21 protein-coding genes are annotated in these 19,064 nt (G+C 60.5%); 12 read left to right on the forward strand and 9 right to left on the reverse strand.

Features of this window, described 5'->3' with window-relative positions; all coding sequences use genetic code 11:
* The first annotated feature begins 122 nt into the window (after positions 1–122).
* Positions 123–1,046 carry a glycosyltransferase family 2 protein gene (locus RM50_RS05420; protein WP_052259979.1) on the forward strand — a complete coding sequence of 308 codons (924 nt, stop codon included), beginning with the start codon at positions 123–125 and terminating at the stop codon, positions 1,044–1,046.
* Between the two features lie 79 nt (positions 1,047–1,125).
* On the opposite strand, the gene RM50_RS05425 is transcribed toward RM50_RS05420, so the two are convergent.
* The 3 genes from RM50_RS05425 to RM50_RS05435 are packed head-to-tail and all read right to left on the reverse strand — an operon-like array spanning position 1,126 to position 3,841.
* Positions 1,126–2,175, reverse strand: a complete 1,050-nt coding sequence (locus RM50_RS05425) for a glycosyltransferase (RefSeq protein WP_052259980.1) — start codon at positions 2,173–2,175, stop codon at positions 1,126–1,128.
* The gene (locus RM50_RS05430) at positions 2,172–2,915 is read right to left on the reverse strand and encodes a glycosyltransferase (RefSeq protein WP_043450715.1); all 744 of its coding nucleotides are present in this window, start codon (positions 2,913–2,915) and stop codon (positions 2,172–2,174) included. Before RM50_RS05430 ends, RM50_RS05425 begins: the two co-directional genes overlap by 4 nt.
* Positions 2,912–3,841, reverse strand: coding sequence for a glycosyltransferase (locus tag RM50_RS05435; RefSeq protein WP_043450716.1), 930 nt, complete (start codon positions 3,839–3,841; stop codon positions 2,912–2,914). Before RM50_RS05435 ends, RM50_RS05430 begins: the two co-directional genes overlap by 4 nt.
* A gap of 238 nt (positions 3,842–4,079) precedes the next feature.
* Between RM50_RS05435 and RM50_RS05440 the strand changes: the two genes are divergently transcribed.
* The gene (locus tag RM50_RS05440) at positions 4,080–4,961 is read left to right on the forward strand and encodes a glycosyltransferase family 2 protein (RefSeq protein ID WP_043450718.1); all 882 of its coding nucleotides are present in this window, start codon (positions 4,080–4,082) and stop codon (positions 4,959–4,961) included.
* 56 nt (positions 4,962–5,017) lie between these two features.
* On the opposite strand, the gene RM50_RS05445 is transcribed toward RM50_RS05440, so the two are convergent.
* Genes RM50_RS05445 through rfbB form a run of 4 tightly spaced genes read right to left on the reverse strand, consistent with a single transcriptional unit; the run spans position 5,018 to position 8,591 of the window.
* Entirely contained in the window at positions 5,018–5,428 is a 411-nt protein-coding gene (locus tag RM50_RS05445) for a DUF2304 domain-containing protein (protein WP_043450719.1), read from the reverse strand.
* A gap of 8 nt (positions 5,429–5,436) precedes the next feature.
* Positions 5,437–6,168, reverse strand: coding sequence for a glycosyltransferase family 2 protein (locus RM50_RS05450; protein ID WP_043450720.1), 732 nt, complete (start codon positions 6,166–6,168; stop codon positions 5,437–5,439).
* Positions 6,165–7,589 carry a sugar nucleotide-binding protein gene (locus RM50_RS05455; RefSeq protein WP_043450721.1) on the reverse strand — a complete coding sequence of 475 codons (1,425 nt, stop codon included), beginning with the start codon at positions 7,587–7,589 and terminating at the stop codon, positions 6,165–6,167. The genes RM50_RS05450 and RM50_RS05455 overlap by 4 nt, the downstream gene beginning before the upstream one ends.
* A 3-nt stretch (positions 7,590–7,592) precedes the next feature.
* Positions 7,593–8,591 carry a dTDP-glucose 4,6-dehydratase gene (gene rfbB / locus RM50_RS05460; RefSeq protein WP_043450722.1) on the reverse strand — a complete coding sequence of 333 codons (999 nt, stop codon included), beginning with the start codon at positions 8,589–8,591 and terminating at the stop codon, positions 7,593–7,595.
* Between the two features lie 55 nt (positions 8,592–8,646).
* Here rfbB and rfbA point away from each other — a divergent pair, with 55 nt between their 5' ends.
* Complete coding sequence (gene rfbA / locus RM50_RS05465) at positions 8,647–9,513, forward strand: glucose-1-phosphate thymidylyltransferase RfbA (protein ID WP_043450723.1); 867 nt, start codon at positions 8,647–8,649, stop codon at positions 9,511–9,513.
* A gap of 58 nt (positions 9,514–9,571) precedes the next feature.
* Here rfbA and RM50_RS05470 read toward each other — a convergent pair whose 3' ends face one another.
* Entirely contained in the window at positions 9,572–11,632 is a 2,061-nt protein-coding gene (locus tag RM50_RS05470; protein ID WP_082006987.1) for a lysozyme, read from the reverse strand.
* Positions 11,633–11,708: 76 nt separating this feature from the next.
* Here RM50_RS05470 and RM50_RS20620 point away from each other — a divergent pair, with 76 nt between their 5' ends.
* The 9 genes from RM50_RS20620 to prfB all read left to right on the forward strand — a co-directional run bounded on the left by RM50_RS20620 (position 11,709) and on the right by prfB (position 18,466).
* Positions 11,709–12,032, forward strand: a complete 324-nt coding sequence (locus RM50_RS20620; RefSeq protein WP_156133840.1) for a hypothetical protein — start codon at positions 11,709–11,711, stop codon at positions 12,030–12,032.
* Between the two features lie 345 nt (positions 12,033–12,377).
* The gene (locus RM50_RS05475) at positions 12,378–13,601 is read left to right on the forward strand and encodes a CpaF family protein (protein ID WP_043450726.1); all 1,224 of its coding nucleotides are present in this window, start codon (positions 12,378–12,380) and stop codon (positions 13,599–13,601) included.
* On the forward strand, positions 13,598–14,455 hold the full coding sequence (locus RM50_RS05480; RefSeq protein ID WP_205622228.1) for a type II secretion system F family protein: 858 nt from the start codon (positions 13,598–13,600) through the stop codon (positions 14,453–14,455). The genes RM50_RS05475 and RM50_RS05480 overlap by 4 nt, the downstream gene beginning before the upstream one ends.
* Positions 14,452–15,393, forward strand: coding sequence for a type II secretion system F family protein (locus tag RM50_RS05485; protein WP_043450727.1), 942 nt, complete (start codon positions 14,452–14,454; stop codon positions 15,391–15,393). The genes RM50_RS05480 and RM50_RS05485 overlap by 4 nt, the downstream gene beginning before the upstream one ends.
* 75 nt (positions 15,394–15,468) lie before the next feature.
* Positions 15,469–15,762 (forward strand): hypothetical protein, encoded by a 294-nt coding sequence (locus RM50_RS20625; protein WP_043450728.1) that lies wholly within the window; start codon positions 15,469–15,471, stop codon positions 15,760–15,762.
* Between the two features lie 74 nt (positions 15,763–15,836).
* Entirely contained in the window at positions 15,837–16,181 is a 345-nt protein-coding gene (locus RM50_RS05495; RefSeq protein WP_043450730.1) for a TadE family protein, read from the forward strand.
* A 172-nt stretch (positions 16,182–16,353) separates the two neighbouring features.
* Positions 16,354–16,761, forward strand: coding sequence for a hypothetical protein (locus RM50_RS05500; RefSeq protein ID WP_346421903.1), 408 nt, complete (start codon positions 16,354–16,356; stop codon positions 16,759–16,761).
* On the forward strand, positions 16,758–17,204 hold the full coding sequence (locus RM50_RS05505) for a pilus assembly protein TadG-related protein (protein ID WP_043450731.1): 447 nt from the start codon (positions 16,758–16,760) through the stop codon (positions 17,202–17,204). The genes RM50_RS05500 and RM50_RS05505 overlap by 4 nt, the downstream gene beginning before the upstream one ends.
* A gap of 143 nt (positions 17,205–17,347) precedes the next feature.
* Positions 17,348–18,466 (forward strand): peptide chain release factor 2, encoded by a 1,119-nt coding sequence (prfB, locus tag RM50_RS05510; protein ID WP_043450732.1) that lies wholly within the window; start codon positions 17,348–17,350, stop codon positions 18,464–18,466.
* A 93-nt stretch (positions 18,467–18,559) separates the two neighbouring features.
* Here prfB and RM50_RS05515 read toward each other — a convergent pair.
* The coding region (locus RM50_RS05515; protein ID WP_043450733.1) for a glycosyltransferase at positions 18,560–19,064 on the reverse strand (505 nt) is incomplete at its 5' end.

Genomic DNA, 19,064 nt, shown 5'->3' on the forward strand with positions numbered 1-19,064 from the left:
ACAGGCGCAGCTTCAGCACCAAAGTCTCCAGCTTAGAGCAGCGGGAGGTCCACCGGGTCCGCGAGTCGGCGCCGTTCCACTAAGCTGTATTGGTAACTCGCACCGCAAAGTCAGGATGGTCCATGTCCGTAGCAGCCGTAGTTGTGTCCTTCAACAGACTGGACTACCTGAAGAAGTGTCTGATGGCTTTGGAGGAGCAGACTCGGCCACTGGACGAGATCATCGTGATCGAAAACGGGTCTACAGACGGCAGCGCCGAATACGTCAGGACCAGTCATCCGGGGATAACTCTCTATGAGACGGGCGCCAATCTTGGCGGCGCTGGAGGTTTTGCGTGGGGTATTGAACTGGCGTTGCAGCGCGGTCATAGCCTTGCCTGGTTGATGGACGACGATGCCGAGCCGCACAGAGACGCGCTTGAGCCCTTGATGCGGGCCATGGAGAGCGAACCTCGGCCGAGCTTCGCCGCGCCTCTGGTGGAAGACGTAGATGGGGCAGTCGTACAGGGAAACCTGCCAACCGTTAGTACCGATGCAACTGCTCAGCTGGCCGCACAGAAACTGGGCGGAATTGCGCTTGCCCATACGACATTCGTAGGTGTTCTCATTGATTTGCGGTTGGCAGCAGCGATGCCGCTTCCATACGCCGACTTCTTCATCTGGTTTGACGATGTTGAGTATACGAAACGGCTGGCACAATCGTCGTTCGGCATCCACGTCGTAAGCGCCCGGATGATCCATCCGAACAACGCTGGACTGAAGGACATGGGCTGGCGGCTCTACTACTACCTTCGAAACCAGTTGTGGCTAACGCGCCTTAACCCGCGGCCCTGGTCGCTGACCCAGCGTCCAGTGTTCCGTTTCGCGGAACTCTTTGTGCTGGCCATTCAGCAGTTCCGGGTTGCGAAAGACAAAAAGCAGTGGTTGTCGGGCACCTTCAGGGGTCTCAGCGAAGGGATGCTCAGGCTCCCCGCTGTGCTGCAGCCAGGCGACTTGTTCCGTACTCTGGACGCTGAAAAGCGTTATCAGCTCAGCAGCAGGGCTTAGTCAAGCCCCGGCTGGAGGGCCGGCAAGTACGTCGTGGGCGGTCAGGGTGATCCGTTCGGGCTTTCCCCCGACGTTGGGACTATTGTTGCGTTGAGCCTGCGAAGCGCCGAAGCGCCACACTGAGCAAGATTTCAAAGGCCCGCATGTTCGAGACATTTCCGTTTCGGCTGCCGCTGATGATCAGCCGTACAAGCGGGAACATCCGGGGGTGCGCATACGTACGGAGGCTTCCGGGCAGATCAGCAGGGCGCCCCGGGGTGTCAGGGCCCATCCGGTCGAGCAATGTTTTGGCCATCAGCGTCCGCCACCCCAGCCCGGTCTTGTAAATGATCCTGCAGATGCTCCGCGGTGACGTACTACCCTCGTAGCGTTTTACAAAACGGAGAGTATTGCGGACCGACGTGGGCAGGCTCTGGCGCGACTCGCCAACTACGTTGTGGCTGTGCTGGATGTAGTCCTGCAGGACAACGTCTTTAATAGTTATTCCTCCGCTGGCGAGGGCACAGAGTCCGATCCAGTGATCGTGGTACTGGGACGGCGTGGCGAGCGACGGAAATGGGAGGGCCAGGTCCAGGACTTCGCGACGAAATACACAAAGAGACCCGGTTACCTGGTTATTGGCAATGAGGTCGGCAGCACCGACGCTTTTCCTGTCGGTGAGGCGGCCCTTCGTTGGATCCTGGTCGGTCGCGGAAACATCCGGCGGCACTACCCGTGCTTGACCCGTCACCAGAGCAGCGCCGGCCAGGCCGGGGAGTAGGCTTTCGAGTTTTTCCGGATACCAGTAGTCGTCCTGGTCGCTGAGAGCGACCCAACGGGCATCTTCCGGAACCGCCTTGAGTGCCCGCTCGAAGTTGTGGTGGAATCCGAGCCGGTCCTCGAAGCCGAGAACGCGGAACCGCTCATCGTCGCCGCAGGCGCGCTGCACCATGGCCGCTACGCGTTGGTAGTCGCCATCGACGGAGATGACGCAGACGAAATTCTGGTGCGTCTGGGCCTGGATGGAACGTAGCTGGCGCGCGAACATGGGTTCGTCCGGTTGGTATGCAGCCAATGCGATGGCGCCGAAAGAGGAGGCAAAACCATCTGTGTCGGAATTGTCCGGGGACGGATACGGATGCGTTGTCATCGGGTTGCAAGCCTCCTGCCCAGCGCAATGAAGAAGGCACGAAGGAGCATGACCCTCGCCCGGAGAATTACCCCAACAGGGCGACGGGATTTGGGCGTCGTATTATCGTCGTGGAGCCGGCGTGAAACAGTCGGTGCTGCCACATGTATCATCTCCCGGTTGAGGTTTGCCACGATTGCGATCCACTGATCGTGGGTTTCAGTAAGGAATTCGGGGAACGGGAGAATTAGTTTCTTTGCTGCGGCTTTGAATGCCATAGTGCAGCCGTAATACGGCCGGATGCCGATCCACGTCGTTACCAGGTTTGCTGCCCAACGCCCGCTGTCGGACTCTTTGAGCTGCACCTTGTGGTACCTGTTGGCCGGGCCGCCAAACACGGTGAAGTTGCTTGCAGCAAAGTCTTTGGTCTGCAGTGCGGCGATCAAAGTATCAACGCGACCGGCCAGCCATACGTCATCCTGGTCCGACAGCATGATGTATTCGCCCCGGCTGGCAGCTATGGCTCTCTCAAAACTGGCAACGTAGCCCATGTTCTCCGCGTTTGGCAGGAGAACGATGCGCGGATCCTGAAGTCGGCGGACGACGTCGGGCGTAGAGTCCTTCGACGCGTCGTCGACGATGATGAGTTCGTCGTCGGGTGACAGTTGGGCAAGGATGGATTGAATCTGCTCCTCGACGTACTCCTGACCGTTGTAGGTGGCCATACAAACGGAAACACGCACTGCCCCGTTCCCGCTCATGCGCTGATCTTGCGCTGGAACGAGGGATCGATTTTGCCAAGCCGTCCAAGCCAGCCATCCACGAAGCCACGGCCAAAAGCCCGGTACTGTCCCTTGCGGTTGGCTCCATACAGCATCCTGAACACGTCGCTTTCGACTTGGAAGCGAAGCCTGCGGATCAGCCAGACTGGGAACCTCGAACCATACTGCCGCCAAAGGTGAATATTGTTCCGGGTCATGTAGTACACCCGGAAGGGCGCATGTGAATGGACGTGGCGCTTCCGGCCCAGAACCGAAACGTGCCAACCGAAAACCATCATCGGCTGTGCCTGGCCCAAGGCATGGGTCATGTTGCAGCCCTTACCCACCAGGGTCGCCAGGCCGTGGGACCTGACCCGAAGGTTGTACTCGGAGTCGACGCAGTCGATGAACAACCGTGCGTCGAGCATGCCGGCGGTCTTCAACGTGGAAACCGGGATGACAGCCCCCGACTGAAGGGGGTCGAAGGCTTCTGGAAAGCGGGCCCTCCGGGCGAGCAGGGGGACGTTCAGTCCGTTGTGCGATTGGGCGCTGACCAGCCCGACTTCGATTCCGTTGGCCCGGGCCTCCTCGAAGGTATCCAAGGCGGCTGAAATGTAGCCGTCGTCCAACGCGGAGTCCTGGTCGAGAGTGACCACGAAGTCCGGAGACCAGGCTTCCAGTGCCACCTCGATGCCTTTGTTCAGTGCCGCCGCGATCCCGACGTTGTCGGGCATGCGCACCACCGAGCATCCCAGGTTTTCCAGTTCCTGAAGAACGTTGCTGGTTTGTTGCATATCCGAGCCGTCGTCCACCACCACGGTATGAACGACCTGCTTGTTGAGCTGCTTGACCCTCTCCGGCAGGTCCAGGGGAGGGTGGAAAGCTGAAATTACAGCCACCACCCGCGGGTCACTCTGGTGCGTCACGTCTTATGGTTCCTTCTCGCTCACCGAAATAGACCGTTCCTGTGCGTCAGGGAACTGTCAGACAGCAGGCTTCAGTCTATCGCTGGCCGCAGGGACCCTCCATTCGGTCGCCCGCGGTCTCGGGCCCGCTCTTCGGCGAAGCCGGCCGGGGGCAACGCGGTAGCATTGACGGGGTGCTCATCTCCGGGCAGACAGATCCAACCCCTGTGAATCTTCAAGAAAAGGACCTACCTGGCACATGGCCATTGATGTATTGCTTCCCTATTACGGGGACGTCGACCTGATGAAACTTGCGGCCCAAAGCGTCATGAGCCAGCAGTTCGAGGATTGGCGCCTCATTGTGGTCGACGACGGGTACCCCAGCCCGGAACCCCAGCGCTGGTTCGAATCCATCGCAGATCCCCGGGTCACCTACCAGAAGAACGAGGCAAACCTTGGCGCCAACGGTAACTACCGCAAGGCCCTGGAACTCGCTGAAGCCCCCATTGTCGTGGTTATGGGCGCGGACGACATCATGCTGCCGAACTACCTTGATGTCGTCGCCAAAGCGTTTGAAACCTACCCGGAAGCCAGCGTTGTGCAGCCGGGGGTCCAGGTCATAGATGAACAGGGGATTGCCTGCACCCCGTTGGTCGACGCTGTCAAGAAGATCTATGCACCCAAAACCAAGGAGCGCGTCCTCCTGCAGGGCGAAAAGATGGCTACCAGCCTTGTTCGCGCGGACTGGGCCTATTTCCCTTCCCTTGCATGGCGTACAGAAGTCGTTCGCCGCATCGGTTTCACTGAGGGTCTTCATGTGGTCCAGGACCTGGCCCTGTTGCTGGACATTGCCGCCGAGGGCGGCTCCATGGTGGTCGATCCGACCTTGGCATTCCTCTACCGCCGTCACTCAGCCTCAGACTCATCAGTGAAGGCTTTGGATGGCCGTCGTTTCGATGAGGAGCGGGCTTTCTTCGAGGGCCAGGCGCGCCGGTTCCGTGAACTGGGCTGGCCGCGAACAGCACGTGCGGCTGCTTTTCACACCACGTCACGCCTGAACGCAGCTACTTTGGTTGCGCGTTCACTCGCTGTTGGAAAGACTGATTCCCTGCCGCGGCTGTTGAAGCACGTGGTTTCGTAACAAGTCCTGGCTGATTCAGGTGGCTATCGGTTTTGACCGGCAGCCACCTGAATAGGTTAAAGAGTGGTTTCGGGCGGCCTTGCATCGCTCCGCGCTTCACTGGGCGGCGCTGGCTGATCAAGTTTCCGGCCCGTTTCCAGTTCTTCGACCTTGAGCCGAAGTATTCCGACTTCCTCAGCCAGAACCCTGATCTCATCTTCGGCCTGTGACTGCTCGAAAGACAAATGAAGGCAGACCAAAACGAGCAACAGCAGTGCCATCGCAAATAGGAGATTTGAGGGTACCTGCACGCCGAGAGCGCCGCTGGCCCAGAAGAGTAGCTGCGGGAAGGCAACCAGGACCAGCATTCCGATACCGATGATGATCCAGAGAACCGCGTACTTCTCCCGCAGGTGACGCCGGCGGAGCATCTCAAAGATGATGAGCAGAATGACCAGCACAAAGATAAAGCCAACGAGGGTGGCCATGTGAACTCCTAGTTGGATGACGGGTCGTTCTTCTTGCGCGTTAAAGCGAAGAGAAGGGCAAAGGCGGACCGGCCAAGGTAGATAGCGGCCTTCACCGGGTCGTGGCTCGGCGTTCCGCCCTGGCGCTCCCGCATTGCTACCCCAACCTGGCGTACGGTGCAACCGGACCGGATGGCCACAACCAGGGAGTCGATGGTGTCGCCGAGGTACTCGGCCGGGTAGTGGTCGACATATTGCCGGATAGCCTTTGCATTGGCGGCGCGGAACCCCGAGGTTACGTCGGTCAAGCGGGTTCCTGCAATGTTTGATATGGCCCAGGCCAGGACATTCATGGCCCACTTACGTGGTCCGCGTACCGTGTAGTTACCTTTGTCCGCGAAGCGGGCGCCGATGACGATGTCGGCTTCCCGAAGCCCGTCGAGAACAGCCTTAATGTCCCGGGGATCGTGCTGGCCGTCCGAATCCACCTGGATGACCTGGGTGTATCCATGCATCTTCGCGTATTTGAAACCGGTCCGCATAGCTCCGCCCACGCCCATGTTGAACGGGAGCTGGACTACTAAGGCTCCCGCCTCCCGGGCCACCCGTGCAGTGCTGTCACGCGACCCATCGTCCACGACGAGGACATCGCACTCAGGCCCGAACTCGAAAACTTCACGGATAGTATTCCCGATGGCTTCCGATTCATTCCACGCTGGCATGATTACCAGAGTGCGCTGCGGCTGGTGTGCCGGGATCATGCGGTTTCGACGCCTGACTTCAGATACGCTGCCAGCCGTTCGTCGGCATCTGCAGGATCAAATCCGGTCGCCCGTGCCTTCGACAGGTCCAGGGCGCTGGACAGCGGCCGCGGGGCAGCCTTCTTGTCCCGGAAATAGTCTGCGGTCGTTACGCCCGTGACGTCACTCCTGGAAGCGCCTGACTGCTCGAATACATCCGCGGCTATCTCCGCCCAGCTTTTCACTTGTCCGTCGTTGGTGAAGTTGTAGGTGCCGTAAGGGGCTTCCGTCGCCAGCAGGTGCCGGATGAACGCTGCGATGTCTTCAGTGAAACTCAGCCTGCCGGTCTGATCGTTTACGACCGAGGGCTTGACGCCTCTGCGCGCCAGGTTGGCCATCGTTCTTACGAAATTATTGCCCTCGCCAATGACCCAGCTGGTCCTGACGATGTAATGGCGGGGAACAACGCTTGCCACGGCGTCGCCGGCGGCTTTGGTCTGGCCGTAGACGCCCAGGGGAGTGAACGGCTCCTCCTCGCTGTGGCTTTCACGGCTGCCATCAAAGACATAGTCCGAGGACACGTGGACGAGGGTGAGGTTATGCTCGACGGCGGTACGCGCCAAGTGAGCCACGGCTGCAACGTTGAGGGACCAGGAGGCCGCCCGTCCTTCCGCCGTCTCTGCGGTGTCGACGGCGGTGTAAGCGGCAGCATTGATGATCGCGGAGTAGTTCTTCCAGTTCCGGCCAGTAAAGCTGTCCGCCCTGGTGAGGTCGAACTCAGTGCGGCCTGCAAACTCAACGGATGTGTCGCCGTCGTACTGGGCGCGAAGTGCCTTGCCCAATTGCCCGTCGGCACCCAGCACAAGGACTTTTTTGGCCGGCATCGGGGTGACGTCCGCCATGCGCGGGTGCGCTTTGTCCTTGTCCGAGAGTTCAGCCCGGTCAAGCGGGATCGGCCAGTCGATCGCAGCGGTCTCATCGGCGAGGTTGAGGAAGGTGTATTGACCCTGCGCATCCGCGGACCAGTGGTCGTTCACCAGGTACGTGTAGGCAGTATTGTCCTCGAGCGTCTGGAACGCGTTGCCCACGCCCCGGGGAATGAATATTGCTTGGCTGGCGTCAAGTTCGGCCGTGAAGACCGTGCCAAACGAGGGCCCTTCACGAAGATCGACCCAGGCTCCAAAAATGCGGCCCGTGGCAACCGAGATGAACTTGTCCCACGGCTCGGCGTGGATTCCGCGGGTGGTGCCGGCCTTTTCGTTATAGGAGATGTTGTTCTGGACGGGCCGGAAGTCAGGCAGCCCGAGCGCCACCATCTTCGCCCGCTGCCAGTTCTCCTTGAACCATCCCCGGTTGTCTCCGTGGACCGGAAGGTCGTAGAGTACGACGCCGGGAATGGGTGTTTCGTGCGCAGCAAGTTTTTTCGAAAACTCCAAAGACATGGATTACTGTCCCTGTTCCTTGTACTTCGCTTCAGTAACGGCCTTCTGCGGGCGCCACCAGTCCTCGTTATCCCGGTACCACTCAATGGTGGCTTCGATGCCTTCGTCGAAGTTGGAGAACTGGGGTTCCCATCCAAGCTCGTCGCGCAATTTGGTGGAGTCAATGGCATAGCGCAGGTCGTGCCCGGGCCGGTCGACAACGTGGTCGTAAGCATCCGGGGCCTGGCCCATGTGCTTGAGGATAAGTTCAACGACCTCTTTGTTGTTCTTCTCGCCGTCGGCCCCGATCAGATAGGTCTCGCCGATCTTTCCCTTGGCGATGATCGCCAGCACGGCCGAGGAATGGTCGTTGGCGTGGATCCAGTCCCTGACGTTCTCACCTTTGCCGTAGAGCTTGGGGCGGATCCCATCAATAACGTTGGTGATCTGCCGGGGAATGAACTTCTCCACGTGCTGGTAAGGACCATAGTTGTTGGAGCAGTTGCTGATCGTGGCCTGAAGGCCGAACGAGCGTACCCATGCCCGTACCAGGAGATCGGAACCCGCCTTGGTGGATGAGTACGGGCTTGACGGGTTGTACGGCGTCTGCTCAGTGAAACGCTCAGGGTCATCCAATTCCAGGTCGCCATAGACCTCATCAGTTGAGATGTGGTGGAAGCGTTTGTTGTGCTTGCGTGCTGCTTCGATAAGGGTGTAGGTGCCGATGATATTGGTGTCCAGGAACGGACGCGGATCGTGCAGGGAGTTGTCGTTGTGCGACTCGGCTGCGTAGTGGACCACAACGTCGGAATCGGCCACCAGACCGTCGACTACGGAGGCGTCAGCGATATCGCCCTGTACGAAGGTGAACCGTTCCTGCGGGAGGCCCTGCAGCGACTCAAGGTTGCCTGCGTAGGTCAGCTTGTCCAAAACCGTGACGTGGTCTTCGGTGTTTTCCAAAACGTAGTGGACAAAGTTCGAGCCGATAAAGCCGGCTCCGCCGGTCACGAGAAGTCGCTGCATAATTCCCTAGACTACCGGATTTGCTGCTGCCCTTAGCGAAGGGAAAGATGGGGGCATGCGCGGAATAATACTTGCCGGCGGAACCGGCTCCAGGCTTCATCCCATCACCCTGGGTGTCAGCAAGCAATTGGTACCGGTTTACGACAAGCCGATGATCTACTACCCGCTGTCCACTCTGATCCTGGCAGGGATCCGGGACATCCTTATCATCACCACCCCGCACGACGCGGACCAGTTTGAACGGCTTCTCGGGGATGGCTCCCGCTTCGGGGTCTCCATAACCTACAAGCAGCAGCCTTCCCCTGATGGCCTGGCCCAGGCATTTGTGCTCGGAGCCGACCACATCGGTGATGACACTGTCGCGCTGGTCCTGGGTGACAACATCTTTTACGGCCAAGGGATGGGCACCCAGTTGCGCCGGTTCAAGACCATCGACGGGGGAGCAGTCTTTGGCTACTGGGTCAAAGATCCTTCCGCCTACGGGGTTGTGGAGTTTGACGGTAACGGCAAGGCGCTGTCCTTGGAAGAGAAGCCGGCGGCGCCCAAGAGCCATTACGCCGTTCCCGGGCTTTATTTCTACGACAATGATGTGGTGGATATCGCCAAGAATTTGAAGCCATCTGCCCGCGGCGAACTGGAAATTACGGACGTTAACCGGGTCTACCTCGAGGCTGGAAAGCTGCAGGTTGAGATTCTGCCGCGCGGAACGGCGTGGCTCGATACCGGGACCTTCAATGACCTCAACGATGCTTCGAACTTCATACGGACGGTCGAGAACCGGCAGGGCCTGAAGATCGGTGCCCCTGAAGAGATTTCCTGGCGGCTCGGATTCCTGACCGATGATGAGCTTCGTGAGAGAGCAGAACCACTGGTCAAGAGCGGCTACGGAGCGTACCTACTGGAACTCCTGGCCGAGAAGTAATCCTGGCAGCTGACACAAATAGGGGGTGAAGCCTTGGCTTCACCCCCTATTCGTTTGCCTAGTAAGTCAAAGTACGGCATCCCAACTGGGCGTTGTACGAGGCGAAGACTGACACTGCGACTCCATAGGTGCAGACGCGGTACTGTCCGCGGGCCGTAACCGGGACGGATGTCGAATAGCCATGGTCTCCCACAGTTTGCAGGGCACTGTTGACGTCGGGCCGCTTGAGGTTGGCCGTGAACGGGTAACCCTTAGTGCTGCCATCGGGGTATGTGATGTAGACGTGGACAGGATTCGAGAGAGCGGGCAACGCCGGGTCCAAAGTCCACCCTTGGGTAACCACGGCTGCTTGCCCATTAGTTACCTGGATACCTGCGCTGTCCAGAAAGCCTGCTGTAGGGGGAGTGGCTGCAACCGATATGTTCTTGCAGCCGAGGAGTGCAGGTCCGGCGGAGACCGGGGCCGCACCGGTGGCTCGTACGCAGACGGAATAGGTGCCGGTGGAAGTGATGGCAAGCGCGGCTTGGAAACCATGGTCGCCGACTGTGCCTAGTGCCGCATTGACGTCAGGCCGCTTTTGGTTGGCTGCGACGTTCACCGGACTGGGGTTTGTCACCGGTATTCCGTCCTTGGCGGAAATATAGACACCCGCATTAATGCTGGTAGCCGGGACGGTGGGGTCCAGGGTCCAGCCACTTACTTGCAGACTTGCCGTATTCGCCGCCAGATTGAGGGCCAGCGAATCATAGCTGCCAATGGGGGAAGGGTTCGACCCAACGTTTACTGCCTGGCAGCCGAGCGGGACATTTGAATTCTGGCCAATCGCATAGGTGCAAGCCTTGTAGGTTCCCGGTGCCGTAACAGGAATCTGGTAGTCAAAGCCATGGTTCGCGCCCAACCCGGTGGCTGCCTGAACGTCCGGTCGTGAGGTATTCGCGGTCATGCGATAGCCGGTGGTCGTTCCATTTGGTGCGGTTACATAGGTATCGGCAAAGGATGAAGCTCCAGGGTTTGCCTGATCCACGGCCCACCCCCGTAGCTGCAGGTTGACGCTGTCCGTACTCCGGACTTGTCCAATGCTGTCGAAATTACCCATTGGCACTCCGATTCCTGTGGCGGTCACACTCTTGCATCCGAGAGGTGTGTTGCCGAAGGTTCCAATGGAGTAGGCGCAGGCCGAGTACGTTCCCGAGCGGGAAATTGGAATAGTGCCGTCAAAGCCGTGGGACGGGCCATAACCGAGCGCCTGGTCCACGTCAGGCCGCGAAGTATTGGCGATCCAAGGGTAGCCGGTGACCGTACCGTCTGGCGCCGTGACATAGACGTGCGTCTGGTTGGAAGAGTCAGTATTGGCAAGGTCGACAGACCATCCCCGTGCGCGGAGGAAGAACTGTGTGCCACTCCCACCGACGGACAGATCATCGAAGCTTCCGGTTGGGTATGCGGCACCGGCAAAACGCTTGAGGGACGTGTAGTCCCCGTTCCAAACATTTGAGTCTCCGGAAAAAGGTCCGGTGCTGCTGTACTGCCAGACGCTGTACGTGCCCCAACTGGCGGTGGGGACGGCTCCAGCATTGTCTGTTGGTGCGCTGGGGTATGCAGCGATCCACAACGGGTAGTCGCCGAATCCTCCAGGATTGCCCAGGCACTGGTTCCACCAACTTGTGTTTGTGTAAATCATCGGCAGCCGGCCGGTCAGCGACCTCATGGTATTGCCAAAGTCCTGGACCCAGGATGCCAGCTGGGCTGGGGACATGTTGTAGCAGGTGTTGCCGAAGTAGAAGCCATTGATTGTCCGGCCCTCATAGGGGTTGAATTCAAAATCCAGAACAGGCGGCATCGTGTAGCCGTCGGCTGACCAGCCGCCTCCATTCTGGACAAAATAGCGTGCCTGGTCGGCGCCGGAGGACCAGTTGGGAATTGCGAAGTGGTAGGCACCCCGGATCATGCCAACGTTTCGTGCGCCCTGGTATTGAGAGCCGAACAGGTCATTGGTGAAGTAGTTTCCCTCCGAAGCCTTTACGTAGGCAAACCTTGCACCCATGTTCCACTGCTGCTGCCAGTCGACGCTGGTCTGGTGTCCGCTGACGTCCAATCCCTGTACACCGAAGGAAGGCATCCATGTGCCCTCTGTTGTAAGGGATTCCGCATTCAGCTTCTGAAGAGTCCCCGAGGGGGACGAAGAGGTCACCCGCTTGGAGCGCTGCCCCATCTCCGCTCCACCGGGGCCGATCGCCTGGGCCATCGATTCCGCAGCTGCAGGTGTCGGCGAAGAGGCTGCAGTTGTCGATGAAGAGGCGACAGGGGAAGGCTGCGGCGAGGATGTGGTTGTTGGTGCCGGCCCGGGAAGCGTAGGCGTGGGGGAGGCCGTTGGTGTCACCGGCGAAGAGGTGGCAGTCTGCGAGGGAGCCGGACTGGGCTCGACGGCGAAAGCGGCTCCGGTTAGGCCAGGGCCAGTCAACAACGAGACGGCCAGCAGGCCAGCCCCGAAGGACGTCATGATCGGGCGACGGGACTGAGACAGGTTCCGTTTCATATGTGCTCCGGAGACAATGCGGCGCTCCCCCAAGCGCCTCTATGGATACTGCTCAGGTGCTTTCCCCCAGGAAGGCACCTGATAGTGCTATTTCGATAAATAACGCGCTCACCATAGCACCAGTGTTACTGGGGTAACTAGTGATTCTCCTGTTACTGATGTGAATCTTGCGCAGGTCCAAGCAAAATCTTGAGGTGCTGACCGGATCCTGCGTGTTCATGTTTATCCACATTGGCGATGGGATGACTTGTTGCGGGGGGCACCTCTATTTAGGCTTGGACCCAGTCGCACTGCCTCCGCCGGGGGCGGCAGTCGTTTGGGGGAACAAATGGACGCGCTGGGAATAGTCGAGGACGAAGTCCGTGAGCTGATCCGCCGCCGCGGACTGGATCCCTTGAGGCAGGCAGGCGAGGTCCGCCGGCTGGTTGAAGCCGCGGTCACGGACTATGACGAGCGCGCATTGCTGGGACCCCTTCCGCCGTTGGGTCCGCTTGATGCAGCCCGTCGCTTCCTCTTCGATGCGGTGGCAGGGTTTGGAGTACTTCAGCCACTCCTGGACGACCCCACGGTGGAGGAAATCTGGCTTAACGCACCCAACGAAATCTATGTGGCGCGCAACGGCGAGTCCGAGCTCACTTCTTTGAGCCTCTCAGAACAGCAAGTGCGGGACCTCGTGGAGCGGATGCTTAAGAGCTCCGGGAGGCGACTGGACGTGTCGTCCCCGTTTGTCGACGCCGCATTGCCGGACGGTTCAAGGCTGCATGTTGTGATTCCGGATGTCACCCGCCGTCATTGGGCCGTGAACATCCGCAAGTTTGTTGTTAAGGCCAGCCGTCTCGAACATCTTGTTGATTTGGGAACACTGACGCCGCAGTCCGCGCGCTTTCTTGGTGCGGCAGTAGCAAGCGGACTCAACATCCTGGTATCAGGCGCGACCCAGGCAGGCAAAACCACCATGCTGAACTGCCTGGCTGCCAGCATTGGAAGCCGGGAACGCGTCATTACAGTGGAGGAGATCTTTGAACTGCAGTTTCCTCTCAGGGACGTGGTGGGTCTTCAATGCCGCCAAGCCAACCTGGAAGGTGAGGGTGAAATTCCGCTCCGCCGCTTGGTGAAGGAAGCGTTGCGGATGCGTCCGGACCGCCTGGTAGTTGGAGAGGTACGGGAAGCCGAGAGCCTGGATATGCTGATCGCACTTAACAGCGGTCTTCCGGGCATGTGTACCGTCCACGCCAACTCGGCCCATGACGCCGTCACCAAGATCTGCACCCTTCCGTTACTCGCAGGGGACAACATCTCAAGTGCTTTCGTGGTGCCCACGGTGGCCTCTTGTATAGACCTCGTGGTGCACTGCAGCAGACACCCCGATGGAAGGCGGCAGGTCACCCAGATCCTTTCGCTGGGCCGGCGCGTGGAAAATGGCATCATCGAGTCTTCACTGGTCTTCGCCCTGGACAACGGCGTCCTGCAGGCCCGGGCAAACGCCATGCCGGCAGCAGAGAAGTTCTCACGGGCGGGCTATGACGTGGCTGCACTGCTGGATCCGCGATGATGTCCGCACTGATGGGAACCACCGCGGGTATGGGTCTTTTCCTTATTTGGTGGGCCTGCTGGGAAATACCCGGCCGCGGGAACCAGGACCGCAAGCCTGGCCGCCTCTCTGAGCTGCTTGCCGGAGCGGGTGTAGATAAGGTGTCAGTCCGTGGCCTGGTTGGCACCTGCCTGGGGCTCGGGGCCTTCGTTGCGCTGGTGTTCTTCGGGGTTAGCCGCTCGTGGCCCCTTGCCGTCTGTTTCGGGCTTTTCGGTACGTGGTTACCCGTCACTGTCCTCCGATGGCGCGCGAAGAAGAGAAGGGCAATGCTGCGCCAACTTTGGCCCGACGTCGTCGACCACCTCCGATCCGCCATCCGGGCGGGCCTACCCCTGCCTGAAGCCCTTATTCAGCTTGGAGATAAGGGGCCTGAGGAATTGCGCCCCATCTTTCGTGAGTTCGGTGCCGATTACCGGGCCGGAGGCCAATTTGACGGGTCCCTGAATAGACTTAAACAACGGTTGGCGGACCCCGTGGCTGACTGCATCATCGAAGCGCTAAGGCTGACACGCGAAGTGGGCGGCTCCGACCTGGGGAAGCTCCTGGGAACGCTTGCCGAATTCCTCCGGGAGAATTCCCGAACACGAAGCGAACTTGAGGCGCGGCAGTCCTGGACGATCAATGCGGCCCGACTGGCCGTTGCGGCGCCATGGATCGTGATGATCCTGCTCTCCACCAGGCCCGAAGCCATCAGGGCCTACAACACTCCCATGGGCGCCGGGGTTCTGCTTGGCGGCCTCGTAGTGTCACTTATCTGCTACACCGCAATGCTCAAGATCGGTGCCTTGCCGCAGGATGAAAGAGTGCTCCGATGATAGTGCTGTCCCCTGGCGCAGTGCTCTGCGGAATCGGCCTTGGTCTCGGGTTATGGCTCGTAATCTTCCGCGCGCCTCCGATGCGCGCCACAACGCTCTCTGAGCGCATAGAGCCCCAATTGAAGTCTCACAACCTGGAATCGAGGCTTCTGGCCGCTGGTGAGCAGAATTTGACTCCTTTCGGTCCGCTTGGACGGATTCTTCGTCCTGTCGTGAAGGACTTGCTCTCCTCTTTGGGGAAGCTCAATCCCTCGCCGGGGGCTACCGGGCGGCGACTCACGCAGGCAGGAATCAATAAATCGCCCCTCGATTTCCGGGCAGAGCAATTGTTGTGGGCTGCGGCCGGTTTTGTCGCCGCACTGATCGTCGTCCTTTTGGGAGCAGCAGCAGGCAGGTTCAGCCCTGTCCTTGCGGCTGCGGTGATTATTGGCAGTTCTGCAGGGGGCTTTGCACTTCGGGACTATTGGCTCGGTGTCCAGGTTCGCCGGCGGGAAGGGCGGATGATGGCGGAATTTCCCAGCCTTGCAGAGCTCATGGCGCTCGCCGTGGGTGCGGGGGAGAGCGCAACGGGAGCATTGGACCGCGTTTGTCGGAGCGCCACTGGTGAGCTTTCAAAGGAGTTTTCGAGAATTCTCGCTGAGACAAGGGCGGGGAAGCCTTTGATCCTCGCCCTCCAGGAATTCTCAGCCCGCACCGACCTCGCGCCTCTGGTCAGGTTCGTTGACGGCATCATCGTGGCGGTTGAAAGGGGAACACCCCTCGCGGACGTGCTTCGTGCGCAGGCACAGGACGTACGTGATTCAGCCAAACGGGACCTAATGGAGGCTGCAGGCAAGAAAGAGATCGCCGTGATGGTGCCCCTGGTCTTCGGAGTCCTTCCCCTGACCGTCGTATTTGCTGTCTTCCCCGGCATCGCCGCAATCAACCTGGGCTTCTGAACGGCAACGGCGATTGGAAACCGCAGCTTTGACTAACTATCCAAACTCCCATTCAGCAACCAGACAGGACGCAAGATGAATTCCATGGGAACCCTCTGCCTGACGCTGCTGCTTGGCCTCGCGGCCCTAATGCAGCTCAATTGGACCAGCACCGCAAGGTGGCGCCACCTTCGGCGCGGCCAGTTCGATGTGCCCGTAAGGGGTCGGCTGTCACTAAGCCGCGCCGGTGACAACCCTGAGCGCGGTGACGTCCCGGGTTGGGTGATGATCACCCTGATGTCCGCGGTCCTGGTTGCGGCCCTGCTTGCGCTCGCCGGACCAGCCCTTGAAGCGATGTTCAACCAGGCAATGGACAAGGTGGGGAACTGATCCAGGGGAGGGTCCTCTCCAGGCCCGGGCCGCCGCCGGAGCCGGCCCGGCCCAGCGAGCGGGGTTCAGCGGTAGTGGATTTCGTCCTGGTCGGTGGGCTGCTGACGATGTTTTTCCTCGCGATCATCCAGCTGACGCTGGTGTTGCACGTACGGAACACCCTCATCGATGCTGCTGCGTCGGGTGCCCGGTATGGCACACTCGCTGACCGCAGCGCCTCCGATGCCGAGGAACGGACCCGGAGCCTCATCGGTACGGCGCTGAACCAGAGCTTTGCTGAACAGGTAAGCACCCGGGAAGTAACGGTGCAGGGGATGCGGACGCTTGAGGTCACAGTCAGGTCTACCATGCCGGTCATCGGGTTGATCGGCCCGAGGGACATGCTGGAGGTGACGGGCCATGCCGCTGTCCAGCCCTGACCCCTGCAGCATGAATCCAACTCCTGCTTCCACCAAACATCGCCCAAAACTGGCACGGCTTGACGGCCGGGTTGGGCAGGTGATTTGCCGCACGACCGCTGGGGGCTTTGGAAGGGAAGAGCTGTCGCGGTGGCGGGCAAGAGGGGAGGAACCAGGCTCCAGGCAGCCTCCCATGAACGAGCAAGGCAGCGCGGTGGTCGAGTTCGTATTCCTTGCTCTCCTGCTGCTGGTTCCATTGGTCTATTTCGTCATCACCGTCGGCCAGATCCAGGGCGGTTCCTTCGCCGTGGTGGGCGCTGCAGACCAAGCCGCCAAAGTGTATGTTGCCCAGCCGGATGCTTCCAGGGCCCAGTCGGCCGCCGAACAGGCCGTGGCCCTGGCGCTTTCCGACTTCGGCCTTGAGGCAGAACGGGCCAGCCTGGTCACCACCTGCAATCCCTCCGACTGCCAGGCTGCCGGGACGACCGTGACGGTCACCGTCAGTCTCACCATCCCCCTGCCGTTCGTACCCTTCGCTGACGGGCTGACAGCCACCCAGGTGGAGGCCTCCTCCACCCAGATCGTGGGCAGGTACAGGTGAGGCGCAGGGAACCGGATGAACACGGCCAGGTTCTGGTGATGATTCTTGGCTACGTCGTCCTTGCACTCTTGGTCGCGACAGTGGTCATCGGCATCACCGCCGTCTACCTGGAGCACAAACGACTGCTCTCACTTGCGGATGGGGCCTCGCTTGCCGCTGCTGACAGCTACACACTGGGCGAAGTCGCCACCCAAGGTGGAAGTCCGTCGGCTGTGCTCAATCCTGCCCGGGTCCGTAACGTCGCTGCCGACTTCGTGGCTAGAAGTCCCGCGGCCCAGCGCTTTTCCGAACTTGCCGTGACAGGGGAGACGGGAACACCGGACGGTTCCACCGCCGTAGTGGTCCTGTCCGCCGCCGTGCACCCGCCCGTGGTTAATTTCCTTATTCCCGACGGCATCCGCATTGAAGCAACATCGACGGCACGCTCGCGGTTGACCCGGTGAATCGGTGACCTGCTGGATGGATCACCCTTCAGGAAGGGCTGACCTTGGTATCAGACGGCCCGGCGGAACCGTGCGGTATGGGGCCACCGCCCGTGTACCTGCGCGCCGGGCGGCATCCATCGATAGCGTAGGCTTAAACCACCATGGCCAATATTGATTTTTCCGCTGAAATCCGCGCGCTCCGCGCCACCTACGAGTCCATCGAACGCGTCAGCGACGTTGAGACACTCAAGGAAGACATCGCCGAACTCAGCGAGCGGGCAGGGGAACCGGACCTGTGGGATGATCCAGCGGCCGCGCAAAAGATCACGTCAAGGCTTTCCCACCGCCAGTCGGAACTGGAGCGGCTCACCAACCTTGCCGCCCGAATTGATGACCTCGAAGTCCTGGTGGAGCTGGGACAGGACGAGGACGATGCCGACTCGATGGGGGAAGCCGCCACTGAACTCGAGTCCATCAAGAAGGCCCTCAAGGAGCTGGAAGTCGTTACGCTGCTGTCCGGCGAGTACGACGAGCGCGAAGCCGTGGTGTCGATCCGCGCGGGCGCAGGCGGCGTGGACGCGGCGGACTTTGCAGAGATGCTGCTCCGCATGTACCTTCGCTGGGCTGAACGGCATGGCTACCCCACGACCGTCATGGATACCTCGTACGCGGAGGAGGCCGGCCTGAAATCCGCCACGTTCGAGGTCAAAGCGCCATACGCCTACGGCACCTTGAGCGTGGAAGCGGGCACCCACCGCCTCGTCAGGATCAGCCCGTTCGACAACCAGGGCCGCCGCCAGACGTCGTTCGCCGCAGTGGAAGTCATCCCGCTGATCGAACAGACGGATTCCATCGAGATCCCGGACAACGAGATCCGGGTGGACGTGTTCCGTTCGTCCGGCCCGGGAGGCCAGTCGGTCAACACCACCGACTCCGCAGTCCGGCTGACCCACATCCCTACCGGCACCGTCGTCTCCATGCAGAACGAGAAGTCCCAGCTGCAAAACCGTGCCGCTGCCATGCGCGTGCTGCAGTCGCGGCTCCTGCTGCTGAAGAAGGAGCAGGAGGACGCAGAGAAGAAGGCGCTGGCAGGCGACGTCAAGGCGTCCTGGGGCGACCAGATGCGTTCCTATGTCCTGAACCCCTACCAGATGGTCAAGGATCTGCGCACCGAACACGAAGTGGGCAACACGTCAGCAGTGTTTGACGGCGAGATTGACGATTTTATCGACGCCGGCATCCGCTGGCGCACTGACAACCGCAACGCCGGCAACAACTGATAGCGGCCGCGCTCGCAACAAATGGAACTGCCCCGGCAATTGGATGCCGGGGCAGTTCCTTTTCGAAGGCATGAGGAAGGCGGACTCCAGGCCCTACTTCCTCCCAGCGGATCCGCGGTGCCGAAGCGTGTTCCAGCGGGCGGTGAGTCCCCATTTGGTGACGTTGACCATGGCTTCGATGACGATGTTGCCGCTCATTTTCGAGGCGCCGAGTTCGCGTTCGACGAAGGTGATGGGGCGTTCTTCGATGCGCAGGCCCAGTTTGGCCACGCGCCAGGCCAGGTCCACCTGGAAGCCGTAGCCGACGGAGTCGACCTGGTCCAGGTTGAGTTTTTCGAGCGTGGTCCTGCGGAACGCGCGGTAGCCGCCGGTGACGTCCTTGATGGGCAGGCCAAGCATCAGCCGGGCGTAGGTGCTGCCGACGCGTGAGATGGCCTGGCGGTAGAGGGGCCAGTTGACCACGCTGCCGCCGGGGACCCAGCGCGATCCCATGGCCAGGTCGGCGCCCTGCTCGACGGCCTCGAGCAGTTGGGGCAGCTGTTCGGGCTGGTGTGAGCCGTCGGCGTCCATTTCCACCAGGACGTCGTAGCCGGCGTCC

The sequence above is a fragment of the Pseudarthrobacter phenanthrenivorans genome (assembly GCF_000813845.1).
GTDB classification, from domain to species: Bacteria; Actinomycetota; Actinomycetes; order Actinomycetales; family Micrococcaceae; genus Arthrobacter; species Arthrobacter phenanthrenivorans_B.

Excerpts from the sequence above, each read along its gene's own strand:
- RM50_RS05420 (WP_052259979.1), top strand. The coding sequence starts at position 123 with ATGTCCGTAGCAGCCGTAGTTGTGTCCTTCAACAGACTGGACTACCTG.
- RM50_RS05425 (WP_052259980.1), bottom strand. The coding sequence starts at position 2,175 with ATGACAACGCATCCGTATCCGTCCCCGGACAATTCCGACACAGATGGT.
- RM50_RS05430 (WP_043450715.1), bottom strand. The coding sequence starts at position 2,915 with ATGAGCGGGAACGGGGCAGTGCGTGTTTCCGTTTGTATGGCCACCTAC.
- RM50_RS05440 (WP_043450718.1), top strand. The coding sequence starts at position 4,080 with ATGGCCATTGATGTATTGCTTCCCTATTACGGGGACGTCGACCTGATG.
- RM50_RS05445 (WP_043450719.1), bottom strand. The coding sequence starts at position 5,428 with ATGGCCACCCTCGTTGGCTTTATCTTTGTGCTGGTCATTCTGCTCATC.
- RM50_RS05450 (WP_043450720.1), bottom strand. The coding sequence starts at position 6,168 with ATGATCCCGGCACACCAGCCGCAGCGCACTCTGGTAATCATGCCAGCG.
- RM50_RS05455 (WP_043450721.1), bottom strand. The coding sequence starts at position 7,589 with ATGTCTTTGGAGTTTTCGAAAAAACTTGCTGCGCACGAAACACCCATT.
- rfbB (WP_043450722.1), bottom strand. The coding sequence starts at position 8,591 with ATGCAGCGACTTCTCGTGACCGGCGGAGCCGGCTTTATCGGCTCGAAC.
- rfbA (WP_043450723.1), top strand. The coding sequence starts at position 8,647 with ATGCGCGGAATAATACTTGCCGGCGGAACCGGCTCCAGGCTTCATCCC.
- RM50_RS05470 (WP_082006987.1), bottom strand. The coding sequence starts at position 11,632 with ATGCCTTCCTTCGGTGTACAGGGATTGGACGTCAGCGGACACCAGACC.
- RM50_RS05475 (WP_043450726.1), top strand. The coding sequence starts at position 12,378 with ATGGACGCGCTGGGAATAGTCGAGGACGAAGTCCGTGAGCTGATCCGC.
- RM50_RS05480 (WP_205622228.1), top strand. The coding sequence starts at position 13,598 with ATGATGTCCGCACTGATGGGAACCACCGCGGGTATGGGTCTTTTCCTT.
- RM50_RS05485 (WP_043450727.1), top strand. The coding sequence starts at position 14,452 with ATGATAGTGCTGTCCCCTGGCGCAGTGCTCTGCGGAATCGGCCTTGGT.
- RM50_RS20625 (WP_043450728.1), top strand. The coding sequence starts at position 15,469 with ATGAATTCCATGGGAACCCTCTGCCTGACGCTGCTGCTTGGCCTCGCG.
- RM50_RS05500 (WP_346421903.1), top strand. The coding sequence starts at position 16,354 with ATGAACGAGCAAGGCAGCGCGGTGGTCGAGTTCGTATTCCTTGCTCTC.
- prfB (WP_043450732.1), top strand. The coding sequence starts at position 17,348 with ATGGCCAATATTGATTTTTCCGCTGAAATCCGCGCGCTCCGCGCCACC.